Source organism: Microcoleus sp. B13-B6, from assembly GCF_036705405.1.
Taxonomy (GTDB): Bacteria; Cyanobacteriota; Cyanobacteriia; order Cyanobacteriales; family Microcoleaceae; genus Microcoleus.
The window spans coordinates 35,653-55,351 of record NZ_JAUBUJ010000043.1 but is presented as its reverse complement, the minus strand read 5'-3'; the positions used below and the strand labels follow the sequence as shown (position 1 = coordinate 55,351).

General features: G+C 44.5%; 16 protein-coding genes and 1 pseudogene. 9 read left to right on the top strand and 8 right to left on the bottom strand.

What is annotated here, in order from left to right; genetic code table 11:
• The 3 genes from QUB35_RS19730 to QUB35_RS19720 form a co-directional block, all read left to right on the top strand.
• Positions 1–1,488, top strand: a 1,488-nt coding sequence (locus tag QUB35_RS19730) for a calcium-binding protein (protein WP_445252122.1), incomplete at its 5' end; no start/stop codon positions are given.
• Positions 1,489–2,053: 565 nt separating this feature from the next.
• The gene (locus QUB35_RS19725; protein WP_333143463.1) at positions 2,054–2,281 is read left to right on the top strand and encodes a hypothetical protein; all 228 of its coding nucleotides are present in this window, start codon (positions 2,054–2,056) and stop codon (positions 2,279–2,281) included.
• Positions 2,282–2,408: 127 nt separating this feature from the next.
• Positions 2,409–2,975 carry a hypothetical protein gene (locus QUB35_RS19720; RefSeq protein WP_333143462.1) on the top strand — a complete coding sequence of 189 codons (567 nt, stop codon included), beginning with the start codon at positions 2,409–2,411 and terminating at the stop codon, positions 2,973–2,975.
• Between the two features lie 286 nt (positions 2,976–3,261).
• On the opposite strand, the pseudogene QUB35_RS19715 reads toward QUB35_RS19720, so the two are convergent.
• The 5 genes and pseudogenes from QUB35_RS19715 to QUB35_RS19695 all read right to left on the bottom strand — a co-directional run bounded on the left by QUB35_RS19715 (position 3,262) and on the right by QUB35_RS19695 (position 7,331).
• Positions 3,262–4,562, bottom strand: a pseudogene (locus QUB35_RS19715) (IS4 family transposase).
• 157 nt (positions 4,563–4,719) lie between these two features.
• Positions 4,720–5,010, bottom strand: a complete 291-nt coding sequence (locus tag QUB35_RS19710) for a hypothetical protein (protein ID WP_333143461.1) — start codon at positions 5,008–5,010, stop codon at positions 4,720–4,722.
• Between the two features lie 121 nt (positions 5,011–5,131).
• Positions 5,132–5,395, bottom strand: a complete 264-nt coding sequence (locus tag QUB35_RS19705; protein WP_333143460.1) for a hypothetical protein — start codon at positions 5,393–5,395, stop codon at positions 5,132–5,134.
• On the bottom strand, positions 5,337–6,815 hold the full coding sequence (locus QUB35_RS19700; RefSeq protein ID WP_333143459.1) for a LuxR C-terminal-related transcriptional regulator: 1,479 nt from the start codon (positions 6,813–6,815) through the stop codon (positions 5,337–5,339). Before QUB35_RS19700 ends, QUB35_RS19705 begins: the two co-directional genes overlap by 59 nt.
• A 342-nt stretch (positions 6,816–7,157) precedes the next feature.
• On the bottom strand, positions 7,158–7,331 hold the full coding sequence (locus tag QUB35_RS19695; RefSeq protein WP_333143458.1) for a hypothetical protein: 174 nt from the start codon (positions 7,329–7,331) through the stop codon (positions 7,158–7,160).
• Between the two features lie 52 nt (positions 7,332–7,383).
• Between QUB35_RS19695 and QUB35_RS19690 the strand changes: the two genes are divergently transcribed.
• From QUB35_RS19690 to QUB35_RS19675, 4 genes are all read left to right on the top strand, one after another.
• Entirely contained in the window at positions 7,384–7,707 is a 324-nt protein-coding gene (locus tag QUB35_RS19690; protein ID WP_333143457.1) for a hypothetical protein, read from the top strand.
• Positions 7,689–7,856 carry a hypothetical protein gene (locus QUB35_RS19685; protein ID WP_333143456.1) on the top strand — a complete coding sequence of 56 codons (168 nt, stop codon included), beginning with the start codon at positions 7,689–7,691 and terminating at the stop codon, positions 7,854–7,856. The genes QUB35_RS19690 and QUB35_RS19685 overlap by 19 nt, the downstream gene beginning before the upstream one ends.
• A 308-nt stretch (positions 7,857–8,164) precedes the next feature.
• A complete protein-coding gene (locus QUB35_RS19680) occupies positions 8,165–13,663 on the top strand; it encodes a VWD domain-containing protein (RefSeq protein WP_333143455.1) in 5,499 nt (1,832 codons plus the stop codon).
• 423 nt (positions 13,664–14,086) lie between these two features.
• A complete protein-coding gene (locus QUB35_RS19675; protein ID WP_333143454.1) occupies positions 14,087–14,479 on the top strand; it encodes a DUF423 domain-containing protein in 393 nt (130 codons plus the stop codon).
• Positions 14,480–14,574: 95 nt separating this feature from the next.
• On the opposite strand, the gene QUB35_RS19670 is transcribed toward QUB35_RS19675, so the two are convergent.
• Together QUB35_RS19670 and QUB35_RS19665 are read right to left on the bottom strand one after the other, a co-directional pair.
• Positions 14,575–15,669: a hypothetical protein gene (locus QUB35_RS19670; protein ID WP_333143453.1), complete on the bottom strand. Its 1,095-nt coding sequence runs from the start codon at positions 15,667–15,669 to the stop codon at positions 14,575–14,577.
• Positions 15,670–16,128: 459 nt separating this feature from the next.
• The gene (locus QUB35_RS19665) at positions 16,129–16,314 is read right to left on the bottom strand and encodes a hypothetical protein (protein ID WP_333143452.1); all 186 of its coding nucleotides are present in this window, start codon (positions 16,312–16,314) and stop codon (positions 16,129–16,131) included.
• Between the two features lie 239 nt (positions 16,315–16,553).
• On the opposite strand from QUB35_RS19665, the gene QUB35_RS19660 reads away from it, so the two are divergent.
• On the top strand, positions 16,554–17,987 hold the full coding sequence (locus QUB35_RS19660; RefSeq protein WP_333143451.1) for a phosphoglucomutase/phosphomannomutase family protein: 1,434 nt from the start codon (positions 16,554–16,556) through the stop codon (positions 17,985–17,987).
• A 369-nt stretch (positions 17,988–18,356) separates the two neighbouring features.
• Positions 18,357–18,632: a LapA family protein gene (locus QUB35_RS19655; RefSeq protein ID WP_333081696.1), complete on the top strand. Its 276-nt coding sequence runs from the start codon at positions 18,357–18,359 to the stop codon at positions 18,630–18,632.
• 14 nt (positions 18,633–18,646) lie between these two features.
• Here the strand turns inward: QUB35_RS19655 and QUB35_RS19650 are convergent, their stop codons facing one another.
• Positions 18,647–19,654 carry a hypothetical protein gene (locus tag QUB35_RS19650; protein ID WP_333143450.1) on the bottom strand — a complete coding sequence of 336 codons (1,008 nt, stop codon included), beginning with the start codon at positions 19,652–19,654 and terminating at the stop codon, positions 18,647–18,649.
• Between the last annotated feature and the right edge of the window lie 45 nt (positions 19,655–19,699).

Below are 19,699 nucleotides of genomic sequence, written 5' to 3'. Positions count from 1 at the left end.
TCGACAGCTCCTGCGGGCGGCTCGACAGCTCCTGCGGGCGGCTCGACAGCTCCTGCGGGCGGCTCGACAGCTCCTGCGGGCGGCTCGACAGCTCCTGCTGGGGGCGGCACAGGTACGGGGGCATTGCCGGTACAGGTTCCGGGTACGAGTCCGAGTCCGACTGCGGGCGCGACAACTCCGAGTCCGAGTCCTTCGATCGTCCCCACTCCAACTGCTGCGCCCCCAACTCCTCCGCCTTTGGGCGGCGGGCCGACTCCGCCGAGTTTTACATCTCCGACTCCTAACCAGCCGCCGATCGTGGAAGCGGGCAAGACGGTGACTGGTTTGCAGAATTTGCCTCTGTCTCTGAGCATTTCGGCGCCCAGCGACCCGGAGGGCCAGCCGCTGTCGATCGCGGTAGTCGGACTTCCCAATCCTACTTTTGGTCAGGTAATTACGGGTACGAGCCCGGTCGCCGTGAACCAAAAGTTAACCGTTCAGGATTTACTCGGGCTGAAATTCCAACCTGGAACAAACGCGATCGGGCCAGCCGGTTCTTTCAGCTACAGCGTAGCTGACGACCAAGGCGGCACGGCAGCAGCGTCAGTGGCGATTAACATCAATTCTTTCGATACCTCCGTAACTGTTCCAAGTACCCTGTCGCCGATTGCTGTCAATGACGGCATCGTATTTACGAGTACGAATAATTCGCTGCCCACTTTCATCGATGTGCTGGCCAACGATTCCAGTCCGCAAAAAGGGACGCTCAACATTATCAATGTCAGCACACCGCAACTGGGGATAGCTGTAAATCTTGTCTCTCAAGTGCAATTCATCCCCGGCAACGTAGCGGGTACAACTGCTTTCACCTACAGCGTCAGCGACGGATTCGGGACAATTCCGGGTGTAGGTACTATCACCGTTCAAATCTTGCCTGCAGATAGCGGGCCTAACAATTTAGTTGGGGGTTCTTTGCCGGACAATTTGGACGGTTTGGCGGGCAGCGATACTATTGATGGTCAAGGCGGCAACGATACGATTAACGGCGGTGTGGATAACGACGTGCTCGTAGGCGGCCTCGGCGCAGATACCATGACGGGGGGCGGCGGCGGCAATCAATACCGCTATACCAGCCCTGCACAAGGTGGGCCTGGCTTTGATGCGGCTTCTTCGGCGGCGATCGAGGCTGCGATCGCGGCGGGCGGATACGATGTGATTACTGATTTTAACGGTCTCGGTGTGCCGATCGCCGATCAGTTTAATTTTGCCCCCGGATTTGCGAATCTGGGCGGTAACAGCCAAGTTCTGCTGAATGTGCAGACAACTGTTTCTGCAAATATTCTGGGAGGAAGTGCTTTCTTGTTTGCCTACGATTCCGGCGGCAATACTTACATCATTTATGACGGCAATGGCAATAACCTCACCGGCAGCGATTCTCGCATTTTGGCGAAGTTAAATGGTGTAACTGGGGTTTCTGCTCTTTCGGAATTTGACTTGACGTTTATCTAGGAATACGGTTCAGTTAGTGCTAAAAAACAGATCGTGCGTAGGTTAGGTTGAGGAACGAAACCCAACATTTTCGCTACAATTTTCCTTAAGTGAACCGTATTGGTTGATCTCGGAAGATAAGAGGTTTGAAACCGCAGATTAACGCAGATAAACGCCGATTTCCTTGGCAGTTTATCTGCGTTAATTTGCGTTAATCTGCGGTGAAAAATCCAATCTCATTATCTTCAGAAAACAATCCCAACAAAGAGCCAAGCATAGCACCGAACGTTTAGAAAAATCCGAGTTTTGATATCATGTCCGGTCGAGCAACCGCGATTTTTGTAGATACTGTCTTGATCTGTCAAGGGGTAGCGAGCAAATAAGTTGGATAGAAAGGCTTTTGGGACTTTAAAATACCAAAAGCCAAATGCACCAACTTCCGATATCATTGCACCAATCACCTGCATTTTGACCTGGACACGACCCAATAATCGCTCGGGAGCATCCCGGTTTTGTAAATATCCCCAAATCAGCGTAAAATAGTTAAAATCAATAGAAGCGTCAAAAAAAGTCGAGAAAAAGAGCCATGACCCCTGAAGAACTAGAGCGGTTGCAATCCTGTACGGCAGAAATTGCTAAAATTTTGTATAACAATACACCCCCCAGTAAACTGACCAGTCTGGAAAATATTGAAAAGCATCTCAGGCAACAAGGGCTTGAAAAAATCGGCCCCCAAATCGGTTTTTTTTTATCAAACAAGCAACGGGAACAGAACAAGGACGACCTCAGCGAGCGTAAAAAGCTGTATTGGTGAACTAAGAATTACTGAAAAACAGGCCAAAAAATTAGAGGTTAAGAAATCAACTAGATGATCTCCATTATTTGAAAAATGCTGTCTCCGTCAAATTGCTAATCTTTCCTACGAAAATGCGGCCTCATATATGGAAGTTCAGACGGGAGTCAAGATTGGACACACTTGTTTGCATCGATTAGTAGAAAAACAAGAATGGTCAGAACCTATAGCCAAAATTGAGGTTGAGGAAACTAGCATAGATGGAGGGAAAGTCCGTCTGAGAGGGAATTTGGGAGAAGGCTCTCATTGGCAAGATTATAAGGCTGTGCGGTTACATGAAAGTTATTATGGGGCTTTTTATCAAGACAATGAAGCGTTAATTAACTATATAAATCATCAACCTTTAGCCTATTTATTAACATGTTTAGGTGATGGACATGAGGGAATATGGAAGATTATTAGCCAGTTGAATCCGGGTAAAACCCGACGCGAAATCTTAGATTGGTATCATTTAATTGAAAATTTGTATAAAGTGGGAGGGTCGTTAAAACGGGAGCATCTCATATTTGTAAAAATACTTCTTCTGGCTCATTCCTTCTTCTGGCTCCTTCCTTCTTCTTCTTTCCTTCTGCCTCTTTCCTTCTGCCTCTTTCCTTCTGCCTCTTTCCTTCTGCCTCCTGCCTCCTGCCTCCTGCCTCAAAACTCCAATTTCTAGCGGAGGGCTGCAAAGGTGAGATGCACCCGTTAAAACGCCTAGCTAAAGCCAAGGGATTTTTGTGGCAAGGCCAGATCGACCGAACCCTTGACTTATTTAAATCGAACCCAACAAAAACCGCCCAAAACTTTTGTAACTATCTAGGGCTTGCTGAATATATCGATCGCACTTGACGTGGCATGGGTTAAGAACTGGTGCGATGCAAGTCAGGTGCAAAAAAAACAGGTAAAATAGATCAAAACCCGTGCATCACCATTGGTGACAAGTTAAGGCTGTAAGTTTTTTGTCAAGAGGCTTTTGGAGAATTATTGAAAAAGAATTGGTTAGAACCTCGTTGCTTTTCAGGAAAAGGGGCGACGATTAACTTAACATTTGGTTTTCGCTCCTGTTTAATAATTCCTAAATCGCGATTTTCTGGGGCAGCAAAATATTTAACTGGATCGGTTGCTTTACCTTTATGATGAGCTATCGTAAAATGATAAAGACCGCGATAAATCATTTCTAAAGAAATCCGATCAAAAGGTATAGCTAGTTCATCGGCTACTGCATCACCTAAGTCTACTAAAACCGCATAAAATAACCACCTTGCCCAAATTTGTAATTTAATCCCATTGATTGAACCCGTCAATAAATAGCTTAAATCTAACAGCCTTTTTACTATATTAAATGCCTCTTCAATCCGCCAACGTCGTCGATATAAATCTGCAACTACATAAGGGGTAATATCTCTGGCTCTAAGACAGTGGTTAAATAGGAATGCCAGGCTTTTCCTGAACGAACTTCAATCAAAAGTAAAGTAATAAACGGAGTTCTCTTTGTTCCAGACCCCAGACGTATCTTACGGTCTCGCAGTCCATAACTATCTGTAAACACTTGCTCTACTTTGATTGCTGCTCCTTTCTTTATTCTCCTAATAAACTTAACTTTTTGGTCAATTAATTTCAACCAAAAACTAAAGTGATAAAATCCTCTATCTAATAATAGCAACGTATTTTCGCTGACTAAACTGAGGATATTTTCTTCAAGCTTTATATCAAATTCTTTCGCATTTTCGGTAAACCAGATTTCTACTGGTAGTCGATTTACTCGCATCAATTACTGTACTTATTTTTCCCGCCCGTTGTCCGACCTTAGTCTCTTATAAACTTGATAATTTCCGAAACAATGCCTCTAATATTGAACTATCTATAATCCAAATCTGCTCAAATTTTGTTAATGTAAACTGAATACTTTCTGGTAAGGTTCGTTGATTTCTGCTTTGCCAATTTGTTCTTAACCTTGGCAATAAGTCTTTAAATACTTGTTCAAATAGCTCGGCAGGAAAGGTGAAAAATCTTTGTGAGAGTCCTTGTTGGCTGACTTTGGTGGGATTACACCACAGAAAACCATCTCTAGTTAACATTCTAGTCAGTTCTCTTACCCCTACTACATCTCGCCATAGAACCGGTTAACACCGCAGCCATCATCAGGGGCAAGTTGAGAATGCGGTCTCGCTCGCCCCAGTTGACGGTAGGAATTTTTCTGGTTGAGCATGGCTGGTGTCAGTAATGCTTCGAGTTGTTGGGCAATTACTTCATCCTCTATCATTGGCCGTTGTTTCTTCTTGGCGTGATCTCGATTTGTAGTTCTAGTCTTGGTCATGGCCCGTCTCAATCCCCCAATTACTTACCTGTTATGAGTTTCATCCATTTTTTACTTAATGTAAATACCCCATTGACAATTTACTCATCACCTTAACTTGTCACTAATGGTACTCGCCAATATGTTTTTGAGCTAAACCAGCCATATTCAAATCCCAGCAAGCTTGCCAAGGCGGAACGCTTTCTAAAGGTTGTTGCAAGTGTCTTGTAGTTTCTTTCAATGCTGCCTTCGCCTCACTCGCTTGTCCTAAATATGAATGTAGGAGAGCAACTTCGCAGTAACAACTATTTAGCCGAGATTGAATTGCAGGAGATACTTGAGATAAAGCTAAATTAAGTTTTGCTTGATAAATAGCTAATCCTAGCTCGTATTCACCAGCAGCAATATATAGCAATCCTAAATCATTCTCATAATTATTGTAGGGGCAATCCGACCCCTACTCCCCGTGGTTGCCCGATAGATAGGGGGTAGGCACGGGGAGTAGGGGTAGCACTACCCCTACAAATTTATCTGAATCATTTAGGATTGCTATAGCACAAACCCATATCACTGTATGAATTTAATTCTGTCCATTTATCGCCTTCACGCTTAGCGGCAAATTGAGCTTGGCGGTGATATTCTAGAGCTGCTTCAAAACCATCTGCTAGCAAATAGGCGTGACAGTCGCCGATGCAGCGATACAGACTTGCTTCCCGGTTAGGCGAAACTCGATTTACCAGTTTATCTGCTAATTCTAAAGTTTGGCTGATGTATCCCCACGATAAAAAATATAGAAACAATTCTTCTGGTAAAATAGGTATGGCAGGGGCGGCACAATACATCCCACGCTGAATCATAATCTTCAATTTCTCGGAAATGATAGTAAGCTTCTAAAACGTGCAAACCTAACTGAGGGGATTGAATATGTTCTACACTAGAAAACCAATGTTGTGCGATCGCCCTTTGAGTTTGTTCCCATTCGCTGCTATTCTGTAACTGATTCAAACCCGCCGCCCGAATTGCTGGGTGCATTCGGTATTTGCCCCGATGTAATTGTAGCAAAGAATAGTCACACAACCGTCGCGTTAATTTCAATTGTTCTGCTGGTGTCACATCCCACAGCAAAGCTTTGATGCAAGTATCTGGCAACCATTCAATTTCTTGATACCGACAAGCTCCCAAACGGCATAGCAAGCGGTAAGCTTGATGAGAGTGAGCGCTGAGGCGATTTAACTGATTGTTGATAAGAAACGAAAATGGATCTAGCTGCTGTAATTCCTGGCGATTTTGTTGCCAAGCTTCGGCAATATCTCCGTCATAATTATTTTGAATATCATTGTAAAGCACCTCCATCGCCAGAGCATTGCCTTTGTAAACTGCGTGCATTTCTTGCAGAGCTTGTAAATCTTCAGAAGTTTTGGGATATTCAAAATATTGTTGCCATGCTTCTGGAGTCAAGCCTCTTAAAATGTGAGTTTGAACGCCTCTGATGTCAGGTTCTTTTAATTTTTCTCTACTGGTAATCAGGGTGACTCCTTCGATTCGGGGCTCGCTGAGTACCCGCAGCAATTCTACATAATTGCGGTATTCAGGTAAAAACAGACCATTCTGTAAAGCAGGTTCTAAGTTATCTATGAAAATTGCGACTTTGCTTTGACGCAGCTTTGTTTCGAGCAAGTTTAAACTCAGGCTAAAATCTCTGGGTGCATCTTCCTGAAAATCTTGTTGGAGCCAAGTCTGCACAAATGAATCGGCACTCCGCAAGTTTTCTGGAGTTAAGGCAATTTTCATATCTAAGATTTTTTCAAATTGGCCACAGGCTAAGTATTGCTGTACTAAGGTAGTTTTGCCGATGCCGCCTTCTCCTACTATTATCAAAATTTTAAATTTTTCTGATGTCCATTTTGGGAGTTTAGTAATATCTGAAGTTCGTTCTACCCAGCGATAAATTAATGGGTGTGGTTCTGGTTTCGTTGGGATTAATTCGGGCAGGAATTGAAAAAACAATGACTGCAAATCTGACCAGCTAGAGCGCTTGTCGTCTCCTAAACCAAAGGCTTGATATGCTGTTGTCAAATGTTGGCGTACAGTTGCTTCTGATTTAATCTGGATAATTTTGGCGATTTGTTTGTTGGGTGTTCCCGCTAGTTTTTGCTGCAAAACTTGCTTGCATTTGTTGCCTAAATTATTGTAAATAGTGATAAATTCTGCTTGATTCATGGGTAGTTTGCCTATGGAAGTGCGATCGCGCGGTGTATTTAGGGGGGGCTAGGGCGTGTTTTCAAACTGCTACTTGAGATATATATCCCCCTAAATCCCCCTTAAAAAGGGGGACTTCGATTGTCTTACTCCCCCCTTAAAAACGGGGGCTGGGGGGGATCTTAGAGTTTGAAAACACGCCCTAACCCCTGGGATGTTTGAAAAAGTGTGATGTCTTAAGTGCGATCGCGTAGGGCAGAGAAATGTCAGAGGTTGGTGACTTCTGCCTGTGACTGCACAATTGTGAGTTTTGAATGTGTATTGATTTGACACTGAGTTACGGGTTAAAAAGTTATTCAATAATTAAATTTTTGCAAACACTATTTTGGATGTTAAAAGTATGGAGTTTCTGGCGGATGAAGATTGTGCGGATGCAACGCTGCTAATTGTTGTGCGATGCTGTGCGTCATCGTCTGCGACACTGGGAGCGATCGTGTAAATGATTGTTACAAAAGCTGGAACTATGCGTAAAAACATAGGGCTATTTCCGAAATGTAAGTAGAGGCTGGAATTTAGGGGGTAAAAAGCTATGAAGTTGGTATCAGAGGATGCAGCAGGCGATCGGACAGATCGATCGGGCGACAGCAACAGCAAAGCTAAGTTAAATCAGAAGGTGGAAACAGATATGTCATCATCGCCCGAAAGCAAAGAGAATCCGATTAATCAGGTTTTTGATAAAATCGAGGACATTTTGTGTGAAACTTGGGAAAAAACAGGGTTTGGAAAAGTGACTATTGAGAGTGAGAGGGCCCAAAAGGGTAAAGATAAAATTCAAGTGACTGTGAAGGGTTCTACTTATTATCGGTATCACATTTCTGAGGAAGATGTTCGGGAGTGGAATTCAAAGGAATAAGTGCGATCGGTTGGGTGAGGGCGGGTTTTTATAATTTGTTGATGGGTGTCAAAAATTTAGGCGAACCCGCCCCTATCAGTAAAATTGCGGACAAATTTGTAGGGGCGGGTTCACCGATCGATTCTGTCACCCACAGATTATCTTTATAAACCCGCCCCCACCCAACTATGAAACTATTTACAACAAAGATAAGGGAAGGTATTGACAGGTTAAATTAAATCGTGTAGATTATTTTTACGTCGGGTAAAGTACCCGCAATGATATAGTCTGTACGGTTGCGATGGTCGGCAGCATCATTGTTTAAACAATTGAATTTTAGGTAAAAACCTAGCTTGAGATGAGTGAGATGCTCACGGGGCTGGTGAAAGGGCAGGCGCGATCGCTTCGATCGCATTTGTCACTTTCCCGGCCTTTTGTGTTTTTTGGCAATAATTAGTTTTTTTGAGGAGATCGGATTATGAAATGGCTAACAGATGATGAGTTTTTCGGTACAGAAGTAGGTACGGATGTCGAGGATCGCGCTTTGAGAATGGGAAGTGCGGAGGCGAAGACAGTCGCAGACATCGCGCAGAATACCCTCACCAGTTTGGCGACAACTCCAGATTTTCTGGCTAAAATGCAAGTAGCATTCGGCAACAGCTTTGATGTTGAGAAAGCAGTCAAGTTAGCATCAGCTTGGGCACAGGGAGATTTTAGCGAATTTCCAGAGATTGAGATTCGTTCCGAAGCTGAGATTAATGGTGCTTTGGGTGCGTTTGCGGCTGCGACAGGGAAGATTTATCTGTCGCGGGAATTCCTTGCCAAAAATGCGGGGAATGTTACGGCTGTTGCGGGTGTTTTGCTGGAAGAGTTTGGGCATTTTGTTGATTCGCAGATTAATAGTGTAGATGCGATCGGGGATGAGGGGGAGATTTTTTCGGATTTAGTTCAAGGTAAGGCGTTGAGTCAGGGGGAATTGGCGGGGTTGAAGGGTGAGGATGATTCTGCGATCGTTGTTTTGGATGGGGAATTGAGGGCGATCGAGCAGAAAGTACAATCAGATACGCTTGATTTTTTTGCCAAAGATGTAAGTGTTTGGAATGATATTAAATATGATGGTAACTTTAGATATGATAAGCTATCTACAAACCCACCATTAAATGTACCATTCAACTTAACTTTACCCCCAGGTAGTCCTGTCAGTTTAGTTGGATTAAACGGGAATGTAGAAACATCTTTTGGATTAATTCCTTATGCAAATTTAGGCAATTTGGGACGTGCAAGTTTTTCATATCCAGTCAATGTAACCGCAGATCGTTCAAAAAATGATGTTGGTAATAATGAAGACTTTTCCATAACAACATCTTACACTATTCAAAATCCATCATTTGATGGGGGTTCTGGATTCAACGTTGCAAATGCTGGTCTCGATTTGGAATATGGCATTGGTCCCATAAGTTTCAACAAATTTACGGTAGGGAATACTCCTTCTGGTTCACTTATTAAACAAGATATTCCACCACTAAACTTCAGTGGTTTTCCGAAACAGACTGTTAACTTGATCAGCTTACAACCAGCTAGTTTTGAGCGTGAGTTTTTGGATGTACTTAAAGTTGAGATTACACCACCTGACATCAAGAGCTTTGAACCAGGAAAACCTGACCAATCTGATGAAACGTCTAGTTTTGGTCCTATCATTAAGGGAACAGGCAAAGCAAGCTTTATAAAGCTGGAAGGAGATATGGATGCGGCATTTGCCGAGTTAATTCCAGCTTACCGAGCATTAAAAAAGACGATTGTTGATAGATTAGGTAATACTCCTCTAAGTGAAGCCGAACTGAAAGGACTTGGCTTTAGTCTAAGGATTCCCAAAGATGAAGAGGCTAGAAATTATCTTGATTTAAGTCTTGATATTGCCAACTTTACGGTCAATTCGGAACTGGGTCTTGAGCAAAATTTCACATTTAAACCAGAGAATGTAAAAGTTATAGTATCAGTGGATAAAGGATCGATAGTTGGAAGTCCAGAAGGTAATTTAGGGACTGGATTCAACTTCAAGGCTCCTTCTTCTGGGTCTGGAATTATGACGGTAACAGCTAAGTATAATCTGGTTGGTGCAATAAAAAACGAGGTAGATCTTATACTTCAGGGATTTTTAAAGGCTGAACTTTTAAAGGGTGGAGTAGCTTATAAAGTTGGACTTCCGTTGGATATAAATTTGGCAAGCAAGGCAGAAAGTTCGTTATTTGGTCCTGTTTTTACGAAAAATTTTCTTGAAAGCCAGTTCAATTTAGCTCCAATAGTTGGTAGTCAAGAAGACGCATTGATTAAAATTCCTTCATTTAGCGTTGATAAGATTGGGGATATAGAAAAAGATGATAATAACCCCAACGGAACCAAAAACTTAATTGTTGAAGTTGAGTACGAAATTCCTTATAACCTCCCATATTCCATCTCAGATGCGCGTGCAGATGAGGGAGAAAACCTAGTATTCACAGTATCCCGTCGTGAACCGTCAAATGAGCCAGTATTTTTGGTACTTGAATATGAAAACGACACAGCAAAGGCAGGTGAAGACTATTTCCCTGGTCAAAGATCAGTAACAATTCCAGCCGGACAAGTTAGTGCTGATATTACTGTACCAACTACCGGAGATGACAAACCAGAGTCAACCGAAACTTTTAAAGTTAAACTGAAAAAATCTGATGGTTCAAGTTTTGCTACAAACGATCCTGTTACTACAATAGATGCAACAGGTATCATCATCGACAACGACCAAAAACCCGAACAGCCAAAAAATGGAGGCACAACCTACAACGACCCTCGGATCGTCACCATCGACAAACAATATCACGACTTCCAAGCCGCCGGAGAATTCACTTTAATTGAATCAACAACTGGCGACCTAAAAATCCAAGTCCGACAACAACCTATTAACAACAACCCCCGCAGCAACGTCGCCGACAATACTGCCGTAGCAACAGTTTTGGGTGGCAAACGCATAGGAATTTACAAAGGTCAAGGACTTTTAATCGATGGCCAACCAACCCAAATTTCCAACGATGATGCACTTGCCATTGGAAACGGTCGCATCTATCGTGAAGGCAGCACATATACCATTGTTTATCCAACTGGCGACCAACTTGTTGCCAAGGTAGTAGGAACTACCCGCGTCAATGTCGAGGTTTTCCTCACCGATGAACGCGAAGGAAAAGTCAAAGGACTACTAGGCAATTTCAACAAAAATCCTAAAGATGACCTAGCAAAACGCGACGGAACTGTAATTCCTGAACCAGTTTCCCAACAGCGACTTTACGGCGAATATGCTGATAGCTGGCGAGTCAATCAAGCTGAATCCTTATTCGACTACAATCCCGGCGAAAACACCAACACCTTTACCCTGCAAAATTACCCCCGCCAGAAAGTTAAAATCTCCGACTTAACCCCCGCTGATGTTGCAAAAGCCGAACAACTAATAGGCGATCGCATCAAAAATCCCACCACCCGCGAAGCTGCTATCATCGACCTCGTACTCACTGACTTCGATCCTGACATTCTTGAGGAAGCACTCAACGCACCAGATCCAGATAGCGTACTTGCGATCGCCTCCCCATTCACCGCCAACAGCGACTTTACCACCACCACCGTCAACACAGCCACAAAAATAGATATCCTAGCCAACGATACCACCGCCAAAGACCCCCTCTCCATCAAAGAATTCAACACAAAATCCGTTGCCGGCGGCATCATCACCCTCGACAACAACAACACCCCAGACGATAAAAGCGACGACCAACTCACCTACACCCCACCCCCAGACTTCACCGGCACCGATAAATTTAACTATCTCCTAACAGACGGCAAACAAATACAAGCCGCCACCGTTAATGTCAACATCAACAGCCTCAAACTTGACGACCTTTCCGGCAATAATGGCTTCGTCCTCAACGGCACAGAAGCAGGTAATTTCTCAGGAGTTGCTGTCAGCAAAACCGGAGATATCAACGGCGACAAAATTGACGATATCATAGTCGGATCGTTCGGTGCCGACCCCAATAACATCAACGCCGCAGGCAAAAGTCAAGTCATCTTTGGCACTCCAAAATTCCCCGCCAGCGTCAACCTTTCCCAACTCAACGGTCAAAATGGTTTCACCCTCAACGGCACTGATGCCGAAGGTTTCAGCGGCGGAACAGTCAGCAGTGCCGGCGATATCAACGGCGACGGCATCAAAGACTTTATTATTGGTGCTTTCGGTGCCGCTGTCAACGGTCAAAATAATGCCGGGAAAACTTACATTGTCTTCGGCACAAACAAAGGATTTCCTGCTAATTTCAACCTCGCTAATTTGAACGGTAATAATGGTTTTGCCGTCACAGGAACCAACACCTTTGACTATGCCGGCCTCTTTGCGACTGGCATTAGCGATATTAATGGCGATCGCATTGACGACGTACTCATCAGCGCACCCGGCCCCCTCGGTGGCACACCCGGTAAAAGCTACGTCATCTACGGCCGCACCACAGGTTTTTCTCCTAACTTAAACCTAGCTGAAATTAACAACAATAACGGCTTTGTAATTAACGGCATCGACGGCAATTCTAGCGGTACTGCCAGCAGCGGCGACATTAACGGCGACGGCATTATCGACCTTGTAATTGGTGCAGATGGCGGCAACACCAGCGGTGGCATTAATGCAGGCAAAACCTACGTTATATTCGGTCAGCAAGGCGGATTTACTGGCAGCGTCAACGTCCCACAATTAAATGGAACCACCGGATTTGTCATCGCTGGACTCAATGCCGAAGAACGTTCTGGTATCGCTCTTACCGCCACAGGAGATATCAACGGTGACGGCAATAAAGACATCGTAATTGGCTCTCCCGGTGCGACAGTTGGCGACCAAATTAACGCAGGCAAAACCTACGTAATTTTTGGCAAAAAAGAGGGATTCTCTGTCATTGTCAACCCCGCTGAATTAAACGGCAATAACGGCTTTACCATCTTCGGTTTCGATGCTGAAGGCTCAGCCGGAAATGCCGTTAGCTATGCCGGAGATATCAACAAAGATGGCTTTGACGACTTATTAATAGGAGCCTCCAGCGCTAACTCTGATGATAAAAACAATGCAGGCAAAACATTTGTTGTTTTTGGAAGTAAGGAATTTCCAGCTAATTTCAGCTTAGCAGAAGCTAACGGTAAGAATGCCTTAGTTTTAAATGGAGTAGAAACGGATGGTTTAGTTGGCACTGCTGTCAGCGGTGGGGGAGATATTAACGGCGACGGAATTGATGATATAATTGTTGGCGCACCTGGCAGTTTATTTCAAGATTCTCCCGGCAAAACTTATGCCGTTTTTGGTAGCCGAGGTTTCGGTTTTGCTAACCCGAATAATGGCTTGCAAGGCACTGTTGGGGATGATATTATCAACGGAACCCAAGCAGATGATACTATTTCCGACCGCCAAGGAAATGATAAAATCTTTGGCAATTCCGGTCAAGATGTGTTATCAGGCAATCTCAATGATGACTACTTAGACGGTGAAAAAGGGCAAGATATTCTCATCGGTGGAGATGGAAATGATTCGCTTTTTGGTGGACTTGGCAACGATGTACTTAAAGGCGACAATGGTAACGATATTCTCACCGGAGTTGACATCAATGCTATTAACCCAGGAATTGAGGAAATTGACACTTTAACGGGTGGAAGTGGTAGCGATACTTTCGTTTTGGGAGATGTCAATAACACTTACTACGATAACCTGGATAGTGACTACGCGCTGATTGCTGACTTTAATGCCAGTGAAGATAGTATCCAATTGCACGGTAAAGCCGATGATTATCTGTTAGTTCCTTTCTCGCAAGCTAACCAAACTGGTACGGCAATTTACCGCAAGGTGGCTCAAAATGAATTAATTAGTATTCTCCCAGGAGGTTCAAATTTGAGCTTAACTGGTAGCTATTTCAGGTTTAGCTGAGAATTGTGAGGCCAGTTTGCATTGTAAAATATCGAATAAAATCTGTAGGGGCGGGTTCGCATATGAATTTTGCCACCAACTAATAACCTTGATAAACCCGCCCTCACCCAACAGATAACCCCTTACAAATGTCCCCACGTCATCGTTAAATTCAATGATTTGTTGATTTATCGCTAGGATGGGGGCGGGTTTATATAATTTGTCTGTGGGTGTCAAATATGTTGGCGAACCCGCCCCTACAGGAATTGTAAAATGTTGGATAAAATTTATGCTAAAATATTGAATAAAATCCGTATGGATGGTTCAACGATGAATCTTGTCACCCACAGATAATCTTGATAAACCCGCCCCCACCAACCAATAACCCGATCGACAATCCCCACACAACCGTAAAATTAAATAAAATTCAATTATTATTAAATTATGTCATCACTAATCCTAATCCGCATTTTCATAGCAACCGCAGCCCTTTTCGGAGGTTTATCCGTTGCAGGCGGTGCTTTCGCCTCCCACGCTTTGAAAAATCAATTGAGCGATCGAGCTTTAACCATTTTTGAGACCGGCGCCCGATATCAAATGTACCATGCCCTGGCTCTATTACTCGTCGCTTTACTCTTGAGCCGCGCCCAAGAGTCTCAAACCTTTTTTGCAGTGGCTGGATGGGCTTTTATTGCCGGCACTCTCATCTTTTCAGGCAGTTTGTACGCCCTGAGTTTGAGCGACATCAAATGGCTGGGTGCAATTACGCCACTGGGGGGAGTTGCTTTTATTGTCGGTTGGGGATGTTTGGCAGTGGCAGCTTTTAGTTTTAAATAGAGATTGGCAATTCCCAATGCCAAATCCCTCGGCGATAGTTCCGCTTTTTGACCCCATGCCCTATGCCCTATGCCCTTTGCCCTTTGCCCAATTCCCTAATTATCAAACACATCGCTGGAAAACATCTCAGTCAAAGTACGCAAGTAAGGTATAAATACCGTTAAATCTTCAGCAGAAAGCCGCTCACATATTTCCCAAAATAAAATCAGCAGCATATCCTGCACTAACTCCCAACTTACATGAAGTTTGGGGTACAACATCACGCAAATTGGAAACAATTCTTGCTGTACCGGGCGAATACTACCTTCCAAAACGCACCAGCACAAATAGCTTTGAAAAATCTCGACATCCCGGATACCAGAAATTTTTATCTCCCGATCGCTCAAATAGCCACTGCTGCTGCGGTATCCTTGATGCTGGGCACTAGCTCGATCGTACACTGCACTAGCAATCTGAGTCGTGTGCTGCAACAAATGCTGAACGGCTAATAGAGCTCTTGAATTCGGGGGCTGATTCGCCGCAGCCTCGTTAATCTCTCCGTAGGGAATGTGCAGATAGTCGTCTACAACTTTTAAGTAGGGTGCAAATTCCGCTCGCTCTGACTCCGAAAGACATCCTAACAAGATTTTGCTAGTGTATTGAAACTGCATTGTCACAAATCCCAGCACTAACGGATCTGTCTCTGAGTATTTTCGCCTCACTTTGATAATATCTTTTCCCACCAGCACTGACAAGCGGAAAACAGGTTCTCTATCGGCATAAGCGTCTATTGCTTTCCGATATAATGTGCGAGAATCGGCGACAATTTCTAAAGAATTAATTAAACTTGGATCGATCGCGTGCCGCTCTATTTGTTTCCCTAAAAGAGCTTCTACTCTACTCCAAGCTATCTCGCTGGCTAATTTCAGGGTATCTGTCAATTTGTCAACTATTGGGGCCCTATTTCCCTCAAAATTAGTTAAATCGAGGCTGGGGAGAATTTGGCGTGGCCCTTGGTTCTCTCGTGTCGCAACTGTACTGTAATATTTTTTTGCCCAGCTAACTGCGAAGGAAGAAACGCTGACACATTTAGCTTTTGGGAGTTGGTCAGTGTCCAGTCCGGTAATACCTTGGGACGCCTGACTTGCCGTCTTTTGAAGTTGGTCGGCTGCTGGTAAAGATTTTGAAGATATTTGTGAAATACCCGTCATGATAAACCTCGTTTTTTTATTAAGTCGCACCCGATCGATTCCCCTAAGTTTTAACGTTGTCAACTACAATTTTCTGCATTTGTAAGCTGACAGTCATCAGCCATTACGCTTAAAGCTATAAGCAATTTGGCTCGACTGCCTGCATCTTTTATAAGTTGCACGTTAATAACGTTATTTATTGTGCGCTCGATCACCATCACCCTGTGATCGCGATCCTAATTTATTTTTTTGACCTATAAAGAGGACTGGAAATAAATTTAATTTGTCTTAAAATCTGATAATTAAAGTCAAATCGGCCTCAAACAAACTGCTGCTTGAAATACTTTATCTTTGTTTTGGAGCGCTTTTGTCGATCGCCCTAATTTCTTAATGAAGCTAGGCTACAGCACGATCTAGGGGTGACTTTGGTTAATTTATTTCTATAGCTGAATTAGAAATGTATTGTGAGTCTGGCGATTGTTAGTAAACTCTAACAAATTTAATAATCGGCTTTTCTAAATAAAAAATTAAATTTGAGATGAGAATCAGATTTATGTGCATTTCGTTAAGGCTATTGCCAGGGCTGTTTTTTGCGCTCGGTTTTTTAGCTGCGCCGTGAAGCGAAGCTATCCCGTAGGGAATTGCCCGCAATTGATCGTCGTCCATTCGATCGAACACCTACCCTTCAAAACCACAATTAGCGAGTGACTCGCCCGGTAGCCCGCACATTTTGCCCACTCTGACTTGTTCGAGTCCTCTGTCGGAGGCCCAAGCCTGTCCCTACAACGATAGGATTAGGTTGATGCGGGCCCCACGGGCGATCGATCCTCACAAACAGCACGGCCGGTATGTCTTTAAGGCTATGCCTTCGGGTAGGATTAGTAGGACGAGAGGAAGTGGATAAAATGAGCGCTAGCAGCAATTCAACAGAAATTAAGTTCGGAACCGATGGGTGGCGGGGACTGATTGCCCATGACTTTACTTTTGCCAACGTGCGAAAAGTCACCCGTGCGATCGCCAGTTACCTAGAAACCGCTTACACCAAAGACCGCCCAGTTCTAGTCTCCTACGATACCCGCTTTCTGGCAGACGAGTTCGCCCGCACCTCGGCGGAAGTATTGGCAGATTTGGGATGGACGGTGAAAGTGGTCGATCGAGATTGCCCCACACCAGTCATCGCCTACAGCGCCAAGCATCTCAACTCCGCAGGAGCCCTGATGTTCACGGCTTCGCACAATCCCGCACCTTACTGCGGCATCAAATACATCCCCGACTACGCGGGCCCGGCCACCCCGGAAATTACTGATACCATTGTGGCAAATATTGCTGGTGCTTCTGATGCCCCAGCCAAAGGCAGCCACAACGATAAAATCTCCAGTTTTGACCCGAAACCCGAATATCTGAAGTTTCTTTATACTTTGATCGATGTGGAGCGGATTCGCTCTGCTAAGTTGAAGGTGAAGTACGACGCTCTCTACTCGACTTCTCGCGGCTATCTCGACGGCGTTTTGGAACACTGCGGCTGCGAAGTCGAAAGTTTTCACACCTACCGCGACGTGCTGTTTGGTGGCGGAATGCCCGAACCCAAGGGGGAACAGTTAGTTGAGTTGGTGGAAGCTGTTAAGAAGGATTCGGCGGATTTGGGTTTAGCTACCGATGGCGACAGCGATCGCTTTGGTATTGTTGACGAGTTGGGAAATGTCTTGACTCCAAATACTGTACTGTTGCTGCTGGCACGTCACTTGGTTAAGAATAAAGGATTGACTGGGGCGATCGTCCGTACAGTCGCAACTACCCACTTGCTGGACAATTTGGCCGCCAAGTACGGTTTAACAATCTACGAAACCGCAGTCGGTTTTAAATACATCGGCGAAAAAATGCGGGAAACTGCGGTGCTCATCGGTGGGGAAGAGTCTGGCGGTTTGAGCGTTTTGGGTCACATTCCTGAAAAAGACGGGATTTTGGCTGATATGCTAGTTGCTGAGGCGATCGCCTATGAAGGCAAACCGCTTTCTCAGCTAGTCGAAGAAGCCATTAAAGAAGCCGACGGCCCCCTGTACAACAAACGTTTGGACTTGCACCTAGAAGAAGCCCACAAAGCAGCCGTTTTGGAATCTTTTACCAAGAATCCCCCCACAGAAATAGCAGGTATCGGCGTTAAGGAAATCGGCCGCAAAGACGGGATTAAACTTTATCTTGAAGACGGTGGCTGGGTACTGCTGCGGCCTTCGGGAACCGAACCCTTGATGCGCGTTTACATGGAAACCAATTCTGTGGAAAAAGAAAGCCAAGTTGCCCAACACATGGAAAAGGTAATTTCCCAGTTAGAACCTGTTTAAATTTCTACCTATTCCAACGGGGGTTTTTCCCCTAGCGCTTGGGATTGTGAGGTGCGCCGAAGCGCACCTTACGTATTTTTGATAACTCTGGCAAAGCCTCTGAACATTAATCATCGATACTGCTGGGCCAGTTATATATTTGCAATACACTGGGATTTGTTAAAGTTTGGGATTTGTAAATTTATCTATTTATTTTTAATTTTTAATTAATTTAAAAAATTCCTAAATTTTTTCCGAATCTACTTGACTTTTATCCAGATAAAATTGTATATTATTAAATAATGGGGTGTTTGGAAAAATAAAATTTTCACACATATTTCGATTATAAAACAATTATACAAGTTAAATTACTAGCCTGTCAACCCGTTTATGAAAACAATTCCTCTGCTCGCCATTAGTTTTTTAGTAGCAATTTTAGTAAGCGCGATCGGCATTATCTCAGTGCAGAACGCCGCCCCAGTATCCTTAAACTTTATCTTTTTTCAATCGATACAAATGCCCGTAGGAGTAGTATTGGCAATGAGCCTGAGTGCAGGACTGATCGGAGGTGCGCTACTGCAACCGCTGTGGAACCTTTCAGATTCCCAAAACTCGCGTCCTAAATTTCAGGCCAATCCAGAAGAATCCGACACCGTACAATATTAAATTGATGTGATCCCTTATAGGGAATATACCTGACCGTCAATCAGCAGCCGAGTAATTCCCTTTGCTCGCAAATAAGGTGCTGCTTTTTGCAGCATACTGCTGTCAGGAATCTTGAAAACCCTTTGATTGCGAGTAGCAAACCGGCGGGCCACTCGGTGATTGTCAAACACTGCCAGAGTTTTCTCGCGAATTTCCGCCGCCGGAATTTGACCGAGTTCGCCAAAAGCTTTTAGAGGTCTGGTGATTAACTCCGCCGCCCGATCGACCACCAAATAACAAATTTTGGGCAGAGATGCTTCGCTTAAAGGCAAAACTTCAATCAGCCCTGTACCCCGAAGCTCGTTAGCGAAGCCCTCGAAGAGGATCGACTCCCCTGACGATATTGAACCCAGCAGACGGCCTTCAAATAGAGAGTCTTCATCGTCTAAATCTTCGTCGAAGTCGTCATCTAAATCATCCTCATCCTCATCCTCATCCTCGTCATCTTCCTCGAAATCGCTAAAATCTTCACCTGCCAGCAGCCCGGATGCTGGCAGCATTGCCTTTAGTTCACCAGTTACAACAGCACGGTGGCTGCGATCGGCAAGATTGGCTGCTTGGGCATCTGGCACATCAGAAACATCCAAATCCGACTCTACATTCCCTCGAATTTCGAGTTCTGGAACTGGTTCAGGGACTGCTCCAGAACGCTTTCGGATCGTCGGTCTCGAATTTGCGGCTGACTGCAGGAGGGGGACTGACTCCGACAGGGGGACACCTACAGGATCGATTTCGCCATCTGCCGACGGCTCAGTAGTCCTCTCTGTCGGTTCAGAAACACTGGTGCTAGAGGACAAACGCTTTTGTTTTTGCTGCACTAGAAATTCGTATTCCGGCCCCGACAAAGCCCCCTGAATGATGCGCCTCACAGTCGAACTGCTCACTCCGTAGCGCTTTGCCAGAGTGATAGTATTCTCGTTTGACTGTCGGTACAGCCTGATGAGTTCGCGTTTGTCTGAATCGGAGAGTTTTGTAGGCGTCATGCCAAGTTTTCCAGCAAAAAGACTTGATACTCCCGACTGATGAAT

Coding starts and splice junctions, on each gene's coding strand:
- QUB35_RS19725 (WP_333143463.1), top strand. CDS start 2,054: ATGACCCCTGAAGAACTAGAGCGGTTGCAATCCTGTACGGCAGAAATT.
- QUB35_RS19650 (WP_333143450.1), bottom strand. CDS start 19,654: ATGACGCCTACAAAACTCTCCGATTCAGACAAACGCGAACTCATCAGG.
- QUB35_RS19690 (WP_333143457.1), top strand. CDS start 7,384: ATGAAGTTGGTATCAGAGGATGCAGCAGGCGATCGGACAGATCGATCG.
- QUB35_RS19700 (WP_333143459.1), bottom strand. CDS start 6,815: ATGAATCAAGCAGAATTTATCACTATTTACAATAATTTAGGCAACAAA.
- QUB35_RS19675 (WP_333143454.1), top strand. CDS start 14,087: ATGTCATCACTAATCCTAATCCGCATTTTCATAGCAACCGCAGCCCTT.
- QUB35_RS19660 (WP_333143451.1), top strand. CDS start 16,554: ATGAGCGCTAGCAGCAATTCAACAGAAATTAAGTTCGGAACCGATGGG.
- QUB35_RS19670 (WP_333143453.1), bottom strand. CDS start 15,669: ATGACGGGTATTTCACAAATATCTTCAAAATCTTTACCAGCAGCCGAC.
- QUB35_RS19665 (WP_333143452.1), bottom strand. CDS start 16,314: ATGGACGACGATCAATTGCGGGCAATTCCCTACGGGATAGCTTCGCTT.
- QUB35_RS19655 (WP_333081696.1), top strand. CDS start 18,357: ATGAAAACAATTCCTCTGCTCGCCATTAGTTTTTTAGTAGCAATTTTA.
- QUB35_RS19680 (WP_333143455.1), top strand. CDS start 8,165: ATGAAATGGCTAACAGATGATGAGTTTTTCGGTACAGAAGTAGGTACG.
- QUB35_RS19695 (WP_333143458.1), bottom strand. CDS start 7,331: ATGTTTTTACGCATAGTTCCAGCTTTTGTAACAATCATTTACACGATC.
- QUB35_RS19720 (WP_333143462.1), top strand. CDS start 2,409: ATGGAAGTTCAGACGGGAGTCAAGATTGGACACACTTGTTTGCATCGA.